The following is a 17,998-nucleotide window of genomic DNA, read 5'->3' on the forward strand; positions in this document are numbered from 1 at the left end:
GCCGTCGATCCTAAGCGACGTTCGGGTGCGCGTTGAACTACTTGGTCAGTTCCCGGCGCAGCCGGGCCTCGTCCACCCGCCAGAAGGTGTGCTGTTTCCCATCGATGAGGACGACCGGAATCTGCTCCCAGTACTCGTCGTGCAACCGCTGGTCCTCGGTGATGTCCTTCTCCTCCCAGGGGACCCCGAGATCGGCGCAGACCTTCTCCACGACGAGCTGCGCGTCCTCGCACAGATGACAGCCGGGCTTGCGGACGAGAGTGACGAGATGACTCATGCACACCATTCTCGCGCCACCGGTGCGCTTCTTTAACGGCCCGGTCGCGGAGAGTTCACAGCCTCCGAACCTCTCGGCTCCGGAACCACCGAACAAACTGGCTATGCTCACGACATGGCCGCTCTCGGATGGCTCACTCCCCGTAGGCGCTCCGCCACGGCGCGGAGCGTGTTGGCAGGCGAGGCCTCTGCGGAGGCAGCGCGCAAGTCGTCGCAGGACGCGCAGGACATACAGGATGCCCTCGCGGACGAAGAAGCGGCGGAGGAACCGGAGTTCCCGGTCCTCGGCGACGACAGAGCCGCGGCCTTCTTCGACCTGGACAACACCGTCATGCAGGGCGCGTCGATCTTCCACTTCGGCCGCGGCCTGCACAAACGGAAGTTCTTCGAGACCCGCGACCTCCTCAAGTTCGCCTGGCAGCAGGCCTGGTTCAGGCTCGCCGGCTCCGAGGACCCCGAGCACATGCAGGAGGCGCGCGACTCCGCGCTGTCCATCGTCAAGGGCCACCGCGTCGCCGAACTCCAGTCGATCGGCGAGGAGATCTACGACGAGTACATGGCCGAGCGCATCTGGCCCGGCACCCGTGCCCTCGCCGAGGCACACCTCGCCGCGGGCCAGAAGGTGTGGCTCGTCACGGCGGCCCCGGTGGAGATCGCCAACGTGATCGCCCGCCGCCTCGGCCTCACCGGCGCGCTCGGCACGGTCGCCGAGTCCGTCGACGGCGTCTACACCGGCAAGCTGGTCGGTGAACCCCTGCACGGCCCCGCGAAGGCGGAGGCGGTAAGGGCGTTGGCGGCGGCGGAGGGCCTGGACCTCTCGCGCTGCGCCGCGTACAGCGACTCGCACAACGACATCCCGATGCTCTCGCTGGTCGGGCACCCCTACGCCATCAACCCGGACTCCAAGCTGCGCAAGCACGCGCGCGAGCTGGACTGGCGGCTGCGCGACTACCGGACGGCCCGCAAAGCGGCCAAGGTCGGCATCCCGGCGGCGGCCGGCGTGGGCGCGGTGGCGGGCGGCACGGCCGCGGCGATCGCTTTGCACCGCCGACGCCGGTGACGCGGTAAACACAGCCAATCCACGGGTCGTACCCGCGTAACCCCCTGTCCAGTCACGTTGGCTGCACACGGCCACAACACGCCCCGGTCCCTGACTGAATTCGGACCGTTCTGATCAACAACCGGTCACTCTGCGGTACTTGATCGGGCGTCAACCGGTTACGGAAGCGACGTAATCGATGATTTGAGCAACTGGGTGTAGCAGCGCCTGCACGAAGCGTTATTCTCCTCAGACGCAATCCGGTACCCCTCCGTCGCTACGACGGGTGAATGTTCCGGTACTGCACGTGATGGAAGCTCTGCCTCTGGGAGTCCCGTGTACCCACACGTCGGGGTTGACGCCTCGGGCCTGGCTACGCTGCGCGCAACGGTCCAAGACCTGTTGCGCGGCTTCGTCCCCACCGCGTACGCCGTCCCCGCCGCCTTCGCCACCACCGCACCCGTAGGCCCGTGCTACGCACTGGCCGACGGCGGCGCGGCTGTTGGCAGACGAGGGCGCTCGGCCGGCGCCGCCACCGCACGCCGTCCGGCCGCTGACAGCGACAGCGCCCGGATGATGGACCTCGTGGAGCGTGCCCAGGCCGGCGAAGCCGACGCCTTCGGCCGCCTCTACGACCAGTACAGCGACACTGTGTACCGGTACATCTACTACCGAGTGGGAGGCAAAGCCACCGCCGAGGACCTCACCAGCGAGACCTTTCTGCGCGCCCTGCGCCGCATCGGCACGTTCACCTATCAGGGTCGTGACTTCGGCGCCTGGCTCGTGACGATCGCCCGCAACCTGGTGGCCGACCACTTCAAGTCGAGCCGCTTCCGGCTGGAAGTGACCACCGGCGAGATGCTCGACGCCAACGAGGTCGAGCGCTCCCCCGAGGACTCCGTCCTGGAGTCCCTCTCGAACGCCGCACTGCTCGACGCCGTACGGCGGCTCAACCCGCAGCAGCAGGAGTGCGTCACGCTCCGCTTCCTGCAGGGCCTCTCCGTCGCGGAGACCGCCCGGGTGATGGGCAAGAACGAGGGTGCGATCAAGACCCTCCAGTACCGGGCCGTGCGCACCCTCGCCCGGCTCCTCCCGGACGACGCCCGCTGACGGCACACGCTCGGTAACGCCCAACTCGCGCTCAGTGAAAGTCCGTTGAGTTCGCGGTCGGATCATCCGTCGTCCGTAACCCAAGTGCCGCGCCACTCGTTGTGCGGGATACAGGCTCCCTGTGGTCACGACCTGGCCCTCTCCGATCACTCGATCGTGTGGATGCGGTCAGGCTGTGCAACCCTCAGGACCCCCTGGGGAGTCGACCGTCATGACGCGAGAGGAGGTGCCGCCAGTGATCGCGAACGTATCGGCGCACCGGCGGGCGAACGCCTTCGCCCAGGCCCTGGAAGAGGAGCTGTCCGACCAGGGCACGGCGGCCGAGCAGTCCGAAGGACCGGCCCCGGCCCCGGCTGCTGCGGAACAGACCGAGCAGGGCCGCATGCTGGCCTTCGCCACCGGTCTCGGCGAGCTGCCCAAACCCGTGCTGGACCCCGAGGTCAAGGTGGTCCAGCGGGCTCAGCTGGTCGCCGCGTTCGAGGCCATGCTGCAAGGCGAGGCACCCGGACCCTCGGTACCGGAGCAGCGCTCCCCCCGGTCCCGGGGTGCGCACCGGGCCACCGGTCTGGGCAAGCTGCGACCGCGCACCCGGCTCACCAAGGGCCTCGCGGCCGGCGGACTGAGCGTCGGGGTCGCGGCGGGTGCCTTCGGCGGAGTGGCCGCGGCGAGCTCGGGCGCCCTGCCCGGTGACTCGCTCTACGGCCTGAAGCGCGGCATCGAGGACTTCAAGCTCAACTACCTGTCCGACGGCGACGACCAGCGCGGTGTGGCCTACCTCGACCAGGCGTCCAACCGCCTGAGCGAGGCACGCCGGCTGATCGAGCGGGACCGCAGCGGCCACCTCGACCACGAGCAGCTCGGCGAGATCCGCCGCACGCTCGCCGGGATGACCCACGACGCGTCCGAGGGCCACCGCCTGCTGCACGAGGCGTACGAGCAGGACCCGAACTCGCTGGGCCCCATCCAGGCCCTCTCCGCGTTCTCCCGCTCGCACCGCGAGGCCTGGGGCGCCCTGCGCGACCGCCTCCCCGTCCAGCTCGGCGACGTCAGCGACCAGGTCTCCTCGGTCTTCGACGCCATAGACGAAGAGGTCGCCCCGCTCCAGTCGCTGCTCCCCCAGCCCCCGGCGACGACCCCCGGCACCGGCAAGCACCGCGCTCCGGGTACGACGTCCACGGGCGGCTCCGCCGACACCCACCGCTCGACGACACCGAGCACCACCGACGGCTCCGCGGAGACCAGCCACTCCAGCACCCCCACCGAGTCCGCCACCACCGGCGACGGCCTCCTCGGCGGCAACACGGGAGGCCTCCTGGACCCCCCGAAGACCTCCGGCACGGAGTCGCCGTCCGCGAGCAAGCCGTCGATCACCGAGCCCGATGTCACGCTGCCACCGCTGCTCCCGGGCTTGCTGCCGGGCCTGGGCATCGACAGCGAGGACGCGAACTAGCTCCGCCGGTTCTGCGGTTCTTTGGCTGCGGGTCGGTGGGGGCTGGTCGCGCAGTTCCTCGCGCCCCTAAAGACGATGGGGCACCCCTCCTGCGAGGGGTGCCCCATCGTCGTACAGCCGAAAAACTAGAAGAACACCGACCTCCGCTGCACCAGCAACTTGTACAGCGTGTGCTGGATCTGCTCCCTCACCTGGTCCGTGAGGTTGAACATCAGCATCGGGTCCTCGGCCGCCTCCGGCGGATAGCCGTCCGTCGGGATCGGCTCGCCGAACTGGATGGTCCACTTCGTGGGGAGCGGGATCGCACCCAGCGGGCCCAGCCACGGGAACGTGGGCGTGATCGGGAAGTACGGGAAACCCAGGACGCGGGCCAGCGTCTTGGAGTTGCCGATCATCGGGTAGATCTCCTCGGCCCCCACGATCGAGCACGGGATGATCGGGGTGCCCTTGCGCAGGGCGGTCGAGACGAAGCCGCCGCGGCCGAAGCGCTGGAGTTTGTAGCGCTCGCTGAACGGCTTGCCGATGCCCTTGAAGCCCTCCGGCATCACGCCGACCAACTCGCCCCGGCCCAGCAGCCGTTCGGCGTCCTCGGCGCAGGCGAGGGTGTGGCCGGCCTTGCGGGCGAGTTCGTTGACCACCGGGAGCATGAAGACGAGGTCCGCCGCGAGGAGGCGGAGGTGGCGGCCCGCCGGGTGGTTGTCGTGGACGGCGATCTGCATCATCACGCCGTCCAGCGGCAGCGTCCCGGAGTGGTTGGCGACGATCAGCGCGCCGCCCTCCGCCGGGATGTTCTCGATGCCCTTGACCTCGACCCGGAAGTACTTCTCGTACAGCGGGCGCAGCGCCGGCATCAGGACCTCGTCGGTGAGCTCCTCGTCGTAGCCGAAGTCGTCGACGTCGTAGTCCCCGGTCAGCCGGCGGCGCAGGAACGACAGGCCGTGGGCGACCCGGCGTTCCAGGGCGCTCTGGAGGCTCTGGATCTCCTCGTCCTGCGGCTTCTCCGGCTCTTGTTCCTCACGCGTCACAGGAACATCATCCTGCGCGAAGTCCCGGCCCGGCAGGGGCTGGACCTCACGGACCAGCGCGGGTTCGCCGTTCTTGCGCCGGTTCCCCGTGCTCCGGCGCCGCTGCGGCCGCTGCACGCCGTTCGCGCGGGACCGGTCGTCGTCGAACGGAATGACCTTGGCATCCGCCATCGTTGATGCGCTCCTCAGTTGGCGCTCGGCGTCGGGGGGTGGCCACCGTCCGACTTGGACAGCGCGGCGATCCGGTCGACGGCCCCCGCGAGGACCTCCGGCGGCAGCAGCCCCGGGCCCTGGCTGCGCGCGAAGTCCGCGAAGGTCTCGGCGGTCGTGTACTTCGGCCTGTACCCCAGCGTCTCGCGCATCTGGACCGTCGACACGACCCGACCGTGGGTGAGCAACCGGATCTGCTCCGGGGAGAAGTCCGTCATCCCCAGCGTACGCACCAGGGAACCGGCCCAGGTGACCGCGGGCAGCAGCAGCGGCACCGTCGGGCGGCCCAGGCGCCGCGAGCACTGGGAGAGCAGCAGGACGCCGTCCCCGGCGATGTTGAAGGTGCCGCTGTTGAGCGTGCCCCGCTCCGGATCGTGCGAGGCGATCCGCAGTACGTCGATCACGTCGTCCTCGTGCACGAACTGCAGCCGCGGGTCGTAGCCGAACACGGTCGGCAGGACCGGCAGCGAGAAGTACGACGCGAGCGGTGAATCCGCCGTAGGACCAAGGATGTTGGCGAAGCGCAGCACGCACACGGCGACGTCGGGGCGGCGGCGGGCGAAGCCGCGGACATAGCCCTCGACCTCGACGGTGTCCTTCGCGAAGCCGCCGCTCGGCAGGGACTTCGGCGGGGTGCCCTCGGTGAAGACGGCCGGGTCGCGCGGGGCGGAGCCGTAGACGTTCGTACTGGACTTCACCACCAGGCGCTTGACGACCGGTGACTTCTGGCAGGCGCCGAGCAGTTGCATGGTGCCGATGACGTTGGTCTCCTTGACCGTGGTCCGGCTGCCGCTGCCCAGGGCGGTGCCCGTCACGTCCATGTGGACGACCGTGTCGGCGCCCGACTCGGCGAGCACCCGCGCGATGGTGGGCTGCCGGATGTCGGCCTGGATGAACTCCGCGCCGCCGAGATGGTGTCCGGGCGCGACCGCGTCCACGGCGATCACCCGGTCGACCTGTGGGTCACGCTGGATCCGCCGTACGAACCGGCCCCCCAGCTGACGGGCCACTCCGGTCACGAGCACGACCTTCCCCAAGATCAGCGCCTTCCTTCCGAGTTACCCGTGTGCGGCCAACCTAGCGGTTGGGTGTTGCGCTGTGATGACCGCATGACCGCCTGACCGACGGAAGTCCTGAACAAAACTGTGGCCCCCCACCGAATTCGGTGGGGGGCCACAGGAGACGCTCTCGCGGCGCCGCGTCGCCTACTTCTTGTTACGACGCTGCACGCGCGTGCGCTTCAGCAGCTTGCGGTGCTTCTTCTTAGCCATCCGCTTGCGCCGCTTCTTGATAACAGAGCCCACGACTACCCTCGCTCACTTCTCATCACTCGGTGCTGGGCATCATGGGCCCATACGACCTACAAGGGGCCAGCCTACCCGTCCGAGAGCTGAGGTCGTAATCGAGGTATCGCCTCAGGCTGTCTCCACCCCCACATAACTCTCGCGAAGGTACTCGTGTACCGCTTGCTCGGGGACGCGGAAGGACCGCCCCACCCGGATAGCGGGCAGATGACCGCTGTGCACCAACCGGTACACGGTCATCTTCGACACTCGCATCACCGAGGCGACCTCCGCCACGGTAAGGAACTGAACCTCGTTCAGAGGCCTCTCGCCAGCTGCAGCCATGACACACCTGAACCTTCCGCACTCGACGGTCACCGGCTTCCCCTTCCGGTGACTCTTCGTCGTTGCGTGCTCACTCCCCAATGTAGGGGCGTGTGATGCGAGTGGGGAAGAGGTGCACCCATCGGCGGCCTACTGTGACAGACACGCTCGATTGAGTACGTAGCGGGTAAGCGGGCGGTAGTAAGCGGACCGCACGGCGTCATCAAGTGGAACGACGACGGACACCGACCCCTCGGCCTCACCCACGAACAGCGCGGGGTCGTCGGTATCCGCCAGACCAATGGCCTCGAACCCCAGCTGACCTGCTCCGCAGACCCATCCGTGGTCCCCGATCACCAGCTCCGGAAGCACCCCGCCGGCCTCCGCCGCCGCACCCAGCACGGTACGAACCGGGAGCGGTGAGTGCGTGTGTGCGCCGGGCTCACAACCGGTGCGTTCGGGGCCCGGTTCACGGACCAGCCCGACCCCCTGGACGTAGTCAAGGTTGTACGTGCGTAGACCGAACCGGGTCGTTATGTCGACAGAGAGACCCTGCGCTGGGGTGAGAACAGCACATCCCGCCGCCGACAAGGCGTCCGCCAACGCGGCGTAGAACCCGAGCAGCCGATGCGGATGCCCGGTCCCGAGAAGCACGGCCCCACTCCGCTCCGCTACCTCCCCCAACCGATCGGCGAAGGCGTCCAACGCGGCCAAAGTCCGTTCCGGGTCGATCACATCATGCCCGGAAGTGTGCGTCGGGTCGGCCGAAACCCCGCACTTGTCCGCCATCAGCCGGATCAAGTCCCCCTGTTCCCAAGTCCATTCGGGATCAAGACCGATCAACACCCGGGGATCCCGCGCGGCGAAGGCCCGATAACTCCGCAGACTCTCCTCCCGCGAGGTGGCCACGGGTCCGGCCAGCCGGGCGGCCAGCAGATGCGCACGGAGGGCGCCGGTGCTCAACACGGGAGCGATGCTGACGGACCCGGCACCCGGGCACGACGAAAACCCCGGAAACACCGCGCGGTTGGCGTAACACCGGTGACAGGAGAGTGGCAAAAGCACCCACAACTACCGTACGGATTCCCGGGTCTCACCTTGCGTGGACGGAACGACCAACCGTCCCAGGCAAGTTGACCGACACCTCACCAACTGGGGGAACACCGTCATGCTCAAACTGTCCCGCCGCACGCACGATCCTGCCCCTCGGCCAACTCCGGCAAGAACCGCGCCGTGACCGTCCGCTCGGACGACCCTGCTGTCGACTCCGGTACGTAGACGAGCTACGCCGGCCCGGTCTACGTCGACGGCCGCGACTCCTCCATCGCGTGGGGCGGCACGATCGGCAACGCGTCGGCGGAGGACTCGGGACACTGCGGCTGACGTGTGAAGAGTGAGCGCCGGGGCCGCCTTCGACACCGGCCGGCGTCAACCAGCGCGCACCAGATCCAGCCCGTCCGGCGTTTGTCGACGGCCGCGACTCCTCCATCGCGTGGGGCGGCACGATCGGCAGCGCGTCGGCGGAGGACTCGGGGCACTGCGGCTGACGTGTGAAGGGTGAGCGCCGGGGCCGCCTTCGACACCGGTCGGCGTCAACCAGCGCGCACCAGATCCAGCCCGTCCGGCGTTTGCGGACAAGGCCGTTCAGGCCGAAGCGGGGGTCCGGGGGCGCAGCCCCCAGTGATGGGACGGGTAGGGGCGGCGGGGGCGAAAAATCCCCGCGCCACCACCCCCACCGACCCGCACGTCCATCGCAGGTCTACGCCAACAGCCCCCGCAACGGAAACACCGCCCGCCGAGTAGCCACCACCGCCTGATCAAGACGATCCCCGGGGTCATACCCCGACTCCCAGTCGGCGTAGGCCACCGGCCACCGCCCGTCGGTCATCCGCTGTGGCCCCAACTGCCGCGTCCGAGCGAACACTTCCTGCCGCCACCCCTCAGGAATCACCGCCTCCGGCGCGATCTCCCGCCCCGCGGCGATAGCCACAAGATGCGTCCACGACCGCGGCACCACCTCCACCACGGCATAACCGCCCCCACCGAGCGCGACCCACTTCCCGTCCGCGTACTCGTGCGCGAGCTCATGACACGCGACCTGCACGGCCCGCTGCGCATCCAGCGACACAGCGAGATGAGCAAGCGGATCCTCGAAGTGCGTATCGGCCCCGTGCTGAGTCACCAGCACCTGCGGCCGGAAATCCGCGATCAACTCCGGTACGACAGCGTGAAACGCCCGCAACCACCCCGCGTCCCCGGTCCCGGCCGGCAACGCCACGTTGACCGCCGAGCCCTCCCCCTTCCCGGCCCCGGTCTCCTCCGGCCACCCGGTCTGCGGGAACAACGTCCGAGGATGCTCATGCAGGGAGATCGTCAACACCCGGGGGTCCTCCCAGAACGCCGCCTGGACCCCGTCCCCGTGATGCACGTCCACATCGACATACGCGACCCGCTCGGCCCCCAGCTCCAACAGCCGGGCGATGGCCAACGAGGCATCGTTGTAGATACAGAACCCGGAAGCGGCACCGGGCATCGCGTGATGCAGCCCACCCGAGAAGTTCACGGCGTGCAGCGCATCCCCGGCCCACACAGCTTCCGCCGCCCCCACCGACTGCCCCGCGATCAGCGCCGACACCTCATGCATCCCGGCAAAGGCGGGATCATCCATGGTCCCGAGCCCGTACGCCCCGTCCGCCGAGTCCGGATCGGCCGAGGCCTCCTTCACCGCCTCGACGTAGTCCTCCCGGTGAACCAGCCGCAACGTCGAATCGCCGGCGGCCTTGGCCGCCACCACGTCCACGTCCTTGTCGAGCCCGAAGGCGTCGACGAGTCTCCGGGTCAGGGCGAGCCGGACCGGGTCCATCGGATGGTCCCGGCCGAAGTCATAGCCCGTTACTGCCTCGTCCCACATCAGCTGTGCGCGCCCGCTCATGCCCGTCACGGTACCGGCCCTCCTCCGGCGCGAACGAGCGGGCGTACACCAACGTCACCAGCACCAACACCATCGGCACGAGCATCGCCCCGCGATAACTCCAGGCGTCACCCAGCGCCCCCACCAACGGCGAACCGATCAGAAACCCCACGTAATTGAACACATTGAGCCGCGCGATGGCCGTATCCGAAGCCCCCGGGAACAACCGCCCGGCCGCCGCGAAGGTCTGCGGCACCAGCACACACAACCCGAGCCCCACCAACGTGAACCCGAGCATCCCGACCCCGGCCCCCGGCGCCACGGCCACCACGGCGAACCCCACCGCGGCCACCACCGCCCCCAGCCGCACCACGGCCGCCGCCCCGAACCGCCGCACCCCGAGATCCCCGATCCCCCGCCCGACCAGGCACATCACCATGTAGACGTTGTACGGAACGGTCGCCACCTGCTCCGAACTCCCCAGCACGTCCTTCAGATACTTCGCGCTCCAGTTGGAGACGGTCGAGTCCCCGATATAGGCGAAGGTCATCACCAGACACAACGGCAGCAGCAGCTTGAAAACCAGCGGCCCGGCCTCCGCGCCCTCCGCCTCGCTCCCCGGCGCACCCCCGTCGACGTACCACCGACTCCCCACAAAGGCAGCCGGCAACAACACAGCCACCACCGGCAGATACGACACCCACAACGCCAGATGCCAGTGCGCCCCCGCCCAGGCCAGCGAGGCCCCCACGATCCCGCCCAGGCTGTACGCGGCGTGGAAGCTGAGCATGATGCTTCGTCCGTACGTCCGCTGCAGACTCACCCCGAGCATGTTCATCGAGGCGTCCAGCGCACCCACCCCGAGCCCGAACGCCCCGAGCGCGACGGCCAGTTCGGCCATGCTGTCGCCCGCCCCGACCCCGAGCAGCGCCAGGAGGACGACGGGCTGGGACCAGCGCAGCAGCACGCTGGGCCGTATTCGCTTCACCAGGTGCTCGGTGGTCACACTCCCGACCCCGGCGAGGATCGGCACGGCGGCCAGGAAGACGGGCAGCAGCCCGTCCGAGACCCCGTACCGGTCCTGGATCGCCGGGATACGCGTCACGAGCAGCGCGAAGGTGGCGCCCTGAGCGAAGAAGCTGAACGCCAAAGAGGCCCTACCGCGCCGCAGCACATCTGTCATGGCGGCGAGCGTAAGGGCCCCGGCGTACTCGTGGGTAGATCCAGCCAAAGATGAATTCCGCTCAGCTTTACCGAGCGACGGCCAGCGACGGCACAACCGCAGGTGAGGGGGCATCCCCGGCCTTCAGCTCCGCGTCGATCATCTCCGCCATCGGCCCCACGGCGACACCGCCACTGACCACGGACGTCACGGCGATCGTGCCGATCATCACGACCGTACCGAGCCACACCATGGTGTCGACGGGCAGTGTGTACACCCCGACGATCCGCGCGACACACTCCGCGAGCAGCATCACACCCCACACGAGCGAGAACCGCCGCTCGGCCCGCTGGAACGCCACAGACCCGCTCAACAGCCGCTCGAACACGGCCTCCCGCTCCGGGCTGCCCTTCACCAGGAAGGGCTTCATCCCGGCGGTCATCATCGGCTTCCCCATCACCACGGACACGAGGATCCCGATCCCGACGGCACTGCTGATCCCACTGTCCTTCGCGAGCATCAACCGCGGATCACCGGCCACGAAGCTGAGCACCAGCCCGACAACATTCACGAAGAGAATCAGCGCGGCGAAGGCATTGATCGTCCGCTCGGCGACAACCCCCCACACGGTCCGCACCGCCGGCACGACACTGCTCCACCCCAGCGCCGCCACCGTGCCCATCCCGAACCCGCTCTTCAGCAGGTAGTACGACCCGATCGGTACCGCCACGTCCGCGAGGAGCGGCCCGAAGTTCTTCTTCATGGAGCCCGTGTTCGTCGTCATGCCCTCAGCCTGCCGCGAGGCCCCGGCCCGCCAGTAGAACCGATCGTCCGGACCTCGGCATGACAAATGTCAGCGCCCCCACCCTGCCCGAGGTCATTCCAGCAGATCAGCCAACTGCCCCATGTCACCAAAGAGTCGAGTAGCCCCCACAAGCCGCTCAGCAGGAGTCATCCCGATGAACCCATACACATCCATACCGGCCGCAACACCAGCCCGCACCCCCAACGGACTGTCCTCTACGACGACACACCGCTCCGGCGCCACACCCATCCGCTCGGCCGCGTACAGGAACAGATCCGGCGCGGGCTTCCCCCGCCCCACGTCCTCGGAGCTGAACACCCACTCGTCCTCGAACCACTCGTCCAGCCCCGTCGTCCGATGCCCCACCCGAATCCGCTCATGGCTCCCGGACGACGCCACGCAGTACGGCACCCCGTCCGCGACCAGCCTCTCCAGCACGTCGACGGCCCCGGCGACCGGCTTCAACTCCCGCTCGAACGCGGCGAACACGCGGGCATGGAAGACATCGTCGAAGTCGTCCGGCAACCGCTGCCCGGTCCGCTCCTCGACGAGATCGTGGACACGGTGCATCGCGGCGCCCATGTAGTCACGGAGGGACTCCTCGTACGAGGTCGGGTGCCCGAGCTCGGTGAGATAGCCGGCCAGGAGCCTGTTGGAGATCGGCTCGCTGTCGACGAGAACACCGTCGTTGTCGAAGATCACGAGGTCATAGCGCATACCACTGAGCCTAAACGCAGAAAACCCCCGTACCGAATAAACGGTACGGGGGTTTTCGCAATATTTGTTCGGCGGCGTCCTACTCTCCCACAGGGTCCCCCCTGCAGTACCATCGGCGCTGTGAGGCTTAGCTTCCGGGTTCGGAATGTAACCGGGCGTTTCCCTCACGCTATGACCACCGAAACACTATGAAACAGACAACCGCACCACACCCGGTGGCCCCGGACATGGGGTTGTTCGTGGTTTCAGAACCAACACAGTGGACGCGAGCAACTGAGGACAAGCCCTCGGCCTATTAGTACCGGTCACCTCCACCCATTACTGGGCTTCCAGATCCGGCCTATCAACCCAGTCGTCTACTGGGAGCCTTAACCCCTCAAGGGGGTGGGAACACTCATCTCGAAGCAGGCTTCCCGCTTAGATGCTTTCAGCGGTTATCCCTCCCGAACGTAGCCAACCAGCCATGCCCTTGGCAGAACAACTGGCACACCAGAGGTTCGTCCGTCCCGGTCCTCTCGTACTAGGGACAGCCCTTCTCAATGTTCCTGCGCGCGCAGCGGATAGGGACCGAACTGTCTCACGACGTTCTAAACCCAGCTCGCGTACCGCTTTAATGGGCGAACAGCCCAACCCTTGGGACCGACTCCAGCCCCAGGATGCGACGAGCCGACATCGAGGTGCCAAACCATCCCGTCGATATGGACTCTTGGGGAAGATCAGCCTGTTATCCCCGGGGTACCTTTTATCCGTTGAGCGACGGCGCTTCCACAAGCCACCGCCGGATCACTAGTCCCGACTTTCGTCCCTGCTCGACCCGTCGGTCTCACAGTCAAGCTCCCTTGTGCACTTACACTCAACACCTGATTGCCAACCAGGCTGAGGGAACCTTTGGGCGCCTCCGTTACTCTTTAGGAGGCAACCGCCCCAGTTAAACTACCCATCAGACACTGTCCCTGATCCGGATCACGGACCCAGGTTAGACATCCAGCACGACCAGACTGGTATTTCAACGACGACTCCACCCACACTGGCGTGTGAGCTTCAAAGTCTCCCAGCTATCCTACACAAGCCGAACCGAACACCAATATCAAACTGTAGTAAAGGTCCCGGGGTCTTTCCGTCCTGCTGCGCGAAACGAGCATCTTTACTCGTAGTGCAATTTCACCGGGCCTATGGTTGAGACAGTCGAGAAGTCGTTACGCCATTCGTGCAGGTCGGAACTTACCCGACAAGGAATTTCGCTACCTTAGGATGGTTATAGTTACCACCGCCGTTTACTGGCGCTTAAGTTCTCAGCTTCGCCACCCCGAAGAGTGACTAACCGGTCCCCTTAACGTTCCAGCACCGGGCAGGCGTCAGTCCGTATACATCGCCTTACGGCTTCGCACGGACCTGTGTTTTTAGTAAACAGTCGCTTCTCGCTGGTCTCTGCGGCCACCCCCAGCTCAAGGAGTAAATCCTCTCACCGGTGATGGCCCCCCTTCTCCCGAAGTTACGGGGGCATTTTGCCGAGTTCCTTAACCATAGTTCACCCGAACGCCTCGGTATTCTCTACCTGACCACCTGAGTCGGTTTAGGGTACGGGCCGCCATGAAACTCGCTAGAGGCTTTTCTCGACAGCATAGGATCATCCACTTCACCACAATCGGCTCGGCATCAGGTCTCAGACTTAATGAGCGGCGGATTTGCCTACCACTCGTCCTACACCCTTACCCCGGGACAACCACCGCCCGGGATGGACTACCTTCCTGCGTCACCCCATCACTCACCTACTACCATCTTGGGCCGGCGGCTCCACCACTTTCCATTCCCCGAAGGGTCCGGAACGGCTTCACGGCCTTAGCATTAATGGGCTCGATGTTTGACGCTTCACAGCGGGTACCGGAATATCAACCGGTTATCCATCGACTACGCCTGTCGGCCTCGCCTTAGGTCCCGACTTACCCTGGGCAGATCAGCTTGACCCAGGAACCCTTAGTCAATCGGCGCACACGTTTCTCACGTGTGTATCGCTACTCATGCCTGCATTCTCACTCGTGAACCGTCCACCACTAGCTTCCGCTGCGGCTTCACCCGGCACACGACGCTCCCCTACCCATCCATACAGGCGTTGGCCCTATTGTATGAATGACACGACTTCGGCGGTACGCTTGAGCCCCGCTACATTGTCGGCGCGGAATCACTAGACCAGTGAGCTATTACGCACTCTTTCAAGGGTGGCTGCTTCTAAGCCAACCTCCTGGTTGTCTGTGCGACTCCACATCCTTTCCCACTTAGCGTACGCTTAGGGGCCTTAGTCGATGCTCTGGGCTGTTTCCCTCTCGACCATGGAGCTTATCCCCCACAGTCTCACTGCCGTGCTCTCACTTACCGGCATTCGGAGTTTGGCTAAGGTCAGTAACCCGGTAGGGCCCATCGCCTATCCAGTGCTCTACCTCCGGCAAGAAACACACGACGCTGCACCTAAATGCATTTCGGGGAGAACCAGCTATCACGGAGTTTGATTGGCCTTTCACCCCTAACCACAGGTCATCCCCCAGGTTTTCAACCCTGGTGGGTTCGGTCCTCCACGAAGTCTTACCTCCGCTTCAACCTGCCCATGGCTAGATCACTCCGCTTCGGGTCTTGAGCGCGCTACTAAATCGCCCTATTCGGACTCGCTTTCGCTACGGCTTCCCCACACGGGTTAACCTCGCAACACACCGCAAACTCGCAGGCTCATTCTTCAAAAGGCACGCAGTCACGACTGTATGTGCAAGCACATACAGCGACGCTCCCACGGCTTGTAGGCACACGGTTTCAGGTACTATTTCACTCCGCTCCCGCGGTACTTTTCACCATTCCCTCACGGTACTATCCGCTATCGGTCACCAGGGAATATTTAGGCTTAGCGGGTGGTCCCGCCAGATTCACACGGGATTTCTCGGGCCCCGTGCTACTTGGGTGTCTCTCAAACGAGCCGTTGATGTTTCGACTACGGGGGTCTTACCCTCTACGCCGGACCTTTCGCATGTCCTTCGCCTACATCAACGGTTTCTGACTCGCCTCACAGCCGGCAGACTGTGAAAGAGAGATCCCACAACCCCGCATACGCAACCCCTGCCGGGTCTCACACGTATACGGTTTGGCCTCATCCGGTTTCGCTCGCCACTACTCCCGGAATCACGGTTGTTTTCTCTTCCTGCGGGTACTGAGATGTTTCACTTCCCCGCGTTCCCTCCACTTGCCCTATGTGTTCAGGCAAGGGTGACAGCCCATGACGACTGCCGGGTTTCCCCATTCGGAAACCCCCGGATCAAAGCCTGGTTGACGACTCCCCGGGGACTATCGTGGCCTCCCACGTCCTTCATCGGTTCCTGGTGCCAAGGCATCCACCGTGCGCCCTTAAAAACTTGGCCACAGATGCTCGCGTCCACTGTGCAGTTCTCAAACAACGACCAACCACCCATCACCCTGCCTCTTACGGCAAGTTCACTGGGGCCGGCACTGAAGGCAGCCTCACGGCCGTGCCCTCAGACACCCAACAGCGTGCCCAATATCCCCGTCACTCGTGGTCAGCTTTCCACGCCCCGAAGAGCAGTACTTGCAGCCCGAGATGAGCGGCGACACCGAATAATCAACGTTCCACCCTTGAGCAACCAGCACCGGACGTTCGCCGATGAACTGGCCTCTGACCTCACCCCGGAGGGATCGGTGAGAAGTGCTCCTTAGAAAGGAGGTGATCCAGCCGCACCTTCCGGTACGGCTACCTTGTTACGACTTCGTCCCAATCGCCAGTCCCACCTTCGACAGCTCCCTCCCCACAAGGGGGTTGGGCCACCGGCTTCGGGTGTTACCGACTTTCGTGACGTGACGGGCGGTGTGTACAAGGCCCGGGAACGTATTCACCGCAGCAATGCTGATCTGCGATTACTAGCAACTCCGACTTCATGGGGTCGAGTTGCAGACCCCAATCCGAACTGAGACCGGCTTTTTGAGATTCGCTCCACCTCACGGTATCGCAGCTCATTGTACCGGCCATTGTAGCACGTGTGCAGCCCAAGACATAAGGGGCATGATGACTTGACGTCGTCCCCACCTTCCTCCGAGTTGACCCCGGCGGTCTCCTGTGAGTCCCCGTCACCCCGAAGGGCACGCTGGCAACACAGGACAAGGGTTGCGCTCGTTGCGGGACTTAACCCAACATCTCACGACACGAGCTGACGACAGCCATGCACCACCTGTACACCGACCACAAGGGGGGCACTATCTCTAATGCTTTCCGGTGTATGTCAAGCCTTGGTAAGGTTCTTCGCGTTGCGTCGAATTAAGCCACATGCTCCGCTGCTTGTGCGGGCCCCCGTCAATTCCTTTGAGTTTTAGCCTTGCGGCCGTACTCCCCAGGCGGGGAACTTAATGCGTTAGCTGCGGCACCGACGACGTGGAATGTCGCCAACACCTAGTTCCCACCGTTTACGGCGTGGACTACCAGGGTATCTAATCCTGTTCGCTCCCCACGCTTTCGCTCCTCAGCGTCAGTAATGGCCCAGAGATCCGCCTTCGCCACCGGTGTTCCTCCTGATATCTGCGCATTTCACCGCTACACCAGGAATTCCGATCTCCCCTACCACACTCTAGCTAGCCCGTATCGAATGCAGACCCGGGGTTAAGCCCCGGGCTTTCACACCCGACGTGACAAGCCGCCTACGAGCTCTTTACGCCCAATAATTCCGGACAACGCTTGCGCCCTACGTATTACCGCGGCTGCTGGCACGTAGTTAGCCGGCGCTTCTTCTGCAGGTACCGTCACTTTCGCTTCTTCCCTGCTGAAAGAGGTTTACAACCCGAAGGCCGTCATCCCTCACGCGGCGTCGCTGCATCAGGCTTTCGCCCATTGTGCAATATTCCCCACTGCTGCCTCCCGTAGGAGTCTGGGCCGTGTCTCAGTCCCAGTGTGGCCGGTCGCCCTCTCAGGCCGGCTACCCGTCGTCGCCTTGGTGAGCCATTACCTCACCAACAAGCTGATAGGCCGCGGGCTCATCCTGCACCGCCGGAGCTTTTAACCCCCACACATGAGTGCGGGAGTATTATCCGGTATTAGACCCCGTTTCCAGGGCTTGTCCCAGAGTGCAGGGCAGATTGCCCACGTGTTACTCACCCGTTCGCCACTAATCCCCACCGAAGTGGTTCATCGTTCGACTTGCATGTGTTAAGCACGCCGCCAGCGTTCGTCCTGAGCCAGGATCAAACTCTCCGTGAATGTTTTCCCGTAATCGGGATCGCATACACGAGAGCGGAACAGTCAGGCGGAATAAGCCCGACCGTTCACAGCGTCCTCGCTGTATGTTTTCTTCAAAGGAACCTCGCCCCAGACATCGTGATGATGCTTGGAGACGGGGTATCAACATATCTGGCGTTGATTTTTGGCACGCTGTTGAGTTCTCAAGGAACGGACGCTTCCTTTGTACTCACCCTCTCGGGCTTTCCTCCGGGCTTTTCCCTTCGGTCTTGCGTTTCCGACTCTATCAGACCGTTTCCGGTCCCGATTTCCTCGGTGCTTTCCAGGTTTCCGCTTCCGCGTTTCCCTTTCCGGCGGTTCCGACTCTACCAGATCCTTTCGGGCCTGATTCCCAGTCAGAGTGGGTTGCCTTCCCGGCCGTTGGGCCGTTCCGACGAGTGAGACTTTAGCGGACTCCTGAGCCCCGAG

At 65.1% G+C, this 17,998-nt stretch carries 13 protein-coding genes and 3 rRNA genes; 3 read left to right on the plus strand and 13 right to left on the minus strand.

Features of this window, described 5'->3' with window-relative positions; translation table 11 throughout:
• Positions 1-37 precede the first annotated feature (37 nt).
• Entirely contained in the window at positions 38-286 is a 249-nt protein-coding gene (locus OG226_RS22765; protein WP_328680405.1) for a glutaredoxin family protein, read from the minus strand.
• Between the two features lie 105 nt (positions 287-391).
• On the opposite strand from OG226_RS22765, the gene OG226_RS22770 reads away from it, so the two are divergent.
• From OG226_RS22770 to OG226_RS22780, 3 genes are all read left to right on the plus strand, one after another.
• A complete protein-coding gene (locus OG226_RS22770; protein WP_328680407.1) occupies positions 392-1,336 on the plus strand; it encodes an HAD family hydrolase in 945 nt (314 codons plus the stop codon).
• A 315-nt stretch (positions 1,337-1,651) separates the two neighbouring features.
• Positions 1,652-2,425, plus strand: a complete 774-nt coding sequence (locus OG226_RS22775; RefSeq protein ID WP_026151088.1) for an ECF subfamily RNA polymerase sigma factor, BldN family — start codon at positions 1,652-1,654, stop codon at positions 2,423-2,425.
• 235 nt (positions 2,426-2,660) lie between these two features.
• Complete coding sequence (locus tag OG226_RS22780) at positions 2,661-3,875, plus strand: DUF5667 domain-containing protein (RefSeq protein ID WP_328680411.1); 1,215 nt, start codon at positions 2,661-2,663, stop codon at positions 3,873-3,875.
• A gap of 125 nt (positions 3,876-4,000) precedes the next feature.
• On the opposite strand, the gene OG226_RS22785 is transcribed toward OG226_RS22780, so the two are convergent.
• From OG226_RS22785 to OG226_RS22840, 12 genes are all read right to left on the minus strand, one after another.
• Entirely contained in the window at positions 4,001-5,071 is a 1,071-nt protein-coding gene (locus OG226_RS22785; protein WP_328680412.1) for a lysophospholipid acyltransferase family protein, read from the minus strand.
• A gap of 14 nt (positions 5,072-5,085) precedes the next feature.
• The gene (locus OG226_RS22790) at positions 5,086-6,147 is read right to left on the minus strand and encodes an NAD-dependent epimerase/dehydratase family protein (protein WP_328680414.1); all 1,062 of its coding nucleotides are present in this window, start codon (positions 6,145-6,147) and stop codon (positions 5,086-5,088) included.
• 168 nt (positions 6,148-6,315) lie between these two features.
• Positions 6,316-6,414 carry a 30S ribosomal protein bS22 gene (locus tag OG226_RS22795; protein WP_003948845.1) on the minus strand — a complete coding sequence of 33 codons (99 nt, stop codon included), beginning with the start codon at positions 6,412-6,414 and terminating at the stop codon, positions 6,316-6,318.
• A gap of 111 nt (positions 6,415-6,525) precedes the next feature.
• Positions 6,526-6,738, minus strand: a complete 213-nt coding sequence (locus OG226_RS22800) for a helix-turn-helix domain-containing protein (protein ID WP_004984898.1) — start codon at positions 6,736-6,738, stop codon at positions 6,526-6,528.
• A 129-nt stretch (positions 6,739-6,867) separates the two neighbouring features.
• The gene (locus OG226_RS22805; protein ID WP_329349867.1) at positions 6,868-7,683 is read right to left on the minus strand and encodes a phosphatase; all 816 of its coding nucleotides are present in this window, start codon (positions 7,681-7,683) and stop codon (positions 6,868-6,870) included.
• A 793-nt stretch (positions 7,684-8,476) separates the two neighbouring features.
• Positions 8,477-9,649 (minus strand): acetoin utilization protein AcuC, encoded by a 1,173-nt coding sequence (locus OG226_RS22810; protein ID WP_329353476.1) that lies wholly within the window; start codon positions 9,647-9,649, stop codon positions 8,477-8,479.
• Complete coding sequence (locus OG226_RS22815; RefSeq protein WP_329349868.1) at positions 9,600-10,811, minus strand: MFS transporter; 1,212 nt, start codon at positions 10,809-10,811, stop codon at positions 9,600-9,602. Before OG226_RS22815 ends, OG226_RS22810 begins: the two co-directional genes overlap by 50 nt.
• A 67-nt stretch (positions 10,812-10,878) precedes the next feature.
• Entirely contained in the window at positions 10,879-11,574 is a 696-nt protein-coding gene (locus OG226_RS22820) for a VC0807 family protein (protein ID WP_329349869.1), read from the minus strand.
• Between the two features lie 93 nt (positions 11,575-11,667).
• Positions 11,668-12,312 (minus strand): HAD family hydrolase, encoded by a 645-nt coding sequence (locus OG226_RS22825; RefSeq protein WP_328680421.1) that lies wholly within the window; start codon positions 12,310-12,312, stop codon positions 11,668-11,670.
• Positions 12,313-12,378: 66 nt separating this feature from the next.
• Positions 12,379-12,495 (minus strand): 5S ribosomal RNA (rrf, locus tag OG226_RS22830).
• A 92-nt stretch (positions 12,496-12,587) separates the two neighbouring features.
• Positions 12,588-15,710, minus strand: a 23S ribosomal RNA gene (locus OG226_RS22835).
• A 313-nt stretch (positions 15,711-16,023) separates the two neighbouring features.
• Positions 16,024-17,551 (minus strand): 16S ribosomal RNA (locus OG226_RS22840).
• The 16S, 23S and 5S rRNA genes sit together here, the layout of an rRNA operon.
• Between the last annotated feature and the right edge of the window lie 447 nt (positions 17,552-17,998).

Origin of the sequence: Streptomyces sp. NBC_01261 (assembly GCF_036226385.1) — a bacterium.
Classification (GTDB): Bacteria; Actinomycetota; Actinomycetes; order Streptomycetales; family Streptomycetaceae; genus Streptomyces.

What these genes read in the sequence shown, in the direction of transcription:
- OG226_RS22765 (WP_328680405.1), bottom strand. Translation starts at nt 286, where the DNA reads ATGGTGTGCATGAGTCATCTCGTCACTCTCGTCCGCAAGCCCGGCTGT.
- OG226_RS22770 (WP_328680407.1), top strand. Translation starts at nt 392, where the DNA reads ATGGCCGCTCTCGGATGGCTCACTCCCCGTAGGCGCTCCGCCACGGCG.
- OG226_RS22785 (WP_328680412.1), bottom strand. Translation starts at nt 5,071, where the DNA reads ATGGCGGATGCCAAGGTCATTCCGTTCGACGACGACCGGTCCCGCGCG.
- OG226_RS22800 (WP_004984898.1), bottom strand. Translation starts at nt 6,738, where the DNA reads ATGGCTGCAGCTGGCGAGAGGCCTCTGAACGAGGTTCAGTTCCTTACC.
- OG226_RS22810 (WP_329353476.1), bottom strand. Translation starts at nt 9,649, where the DNA reads ATGAGCGGGCGCGCACAGCTGATGTGGGACGAGGCAGTAACGGGCTAT.
- OG226_RS22815 (WP_329349868.1), bottom strand. Translation starts at nt 10,811, where the DNA reads ATGACAGATGTGCTGCGGCGCGGTAGGGCCTCTTTGGCGTTCAGCTTC.
- OG226_RS22820 (WP_329349869.1), bottom strand. Translation starts at nt 11,574, where the DNA reads ATGACGACGAACACGGGCTCCATGAAGAAGAACTTCGGGCCGCTCCTC.
- OG226_RS22825 (WP_328680421.1), bottom strand. Translation starts at nt 12,312, where the DNA reads ATGCGCTATGACCTCGTGATCTTCGACAACGACGGTGTTCTCGTCGAC.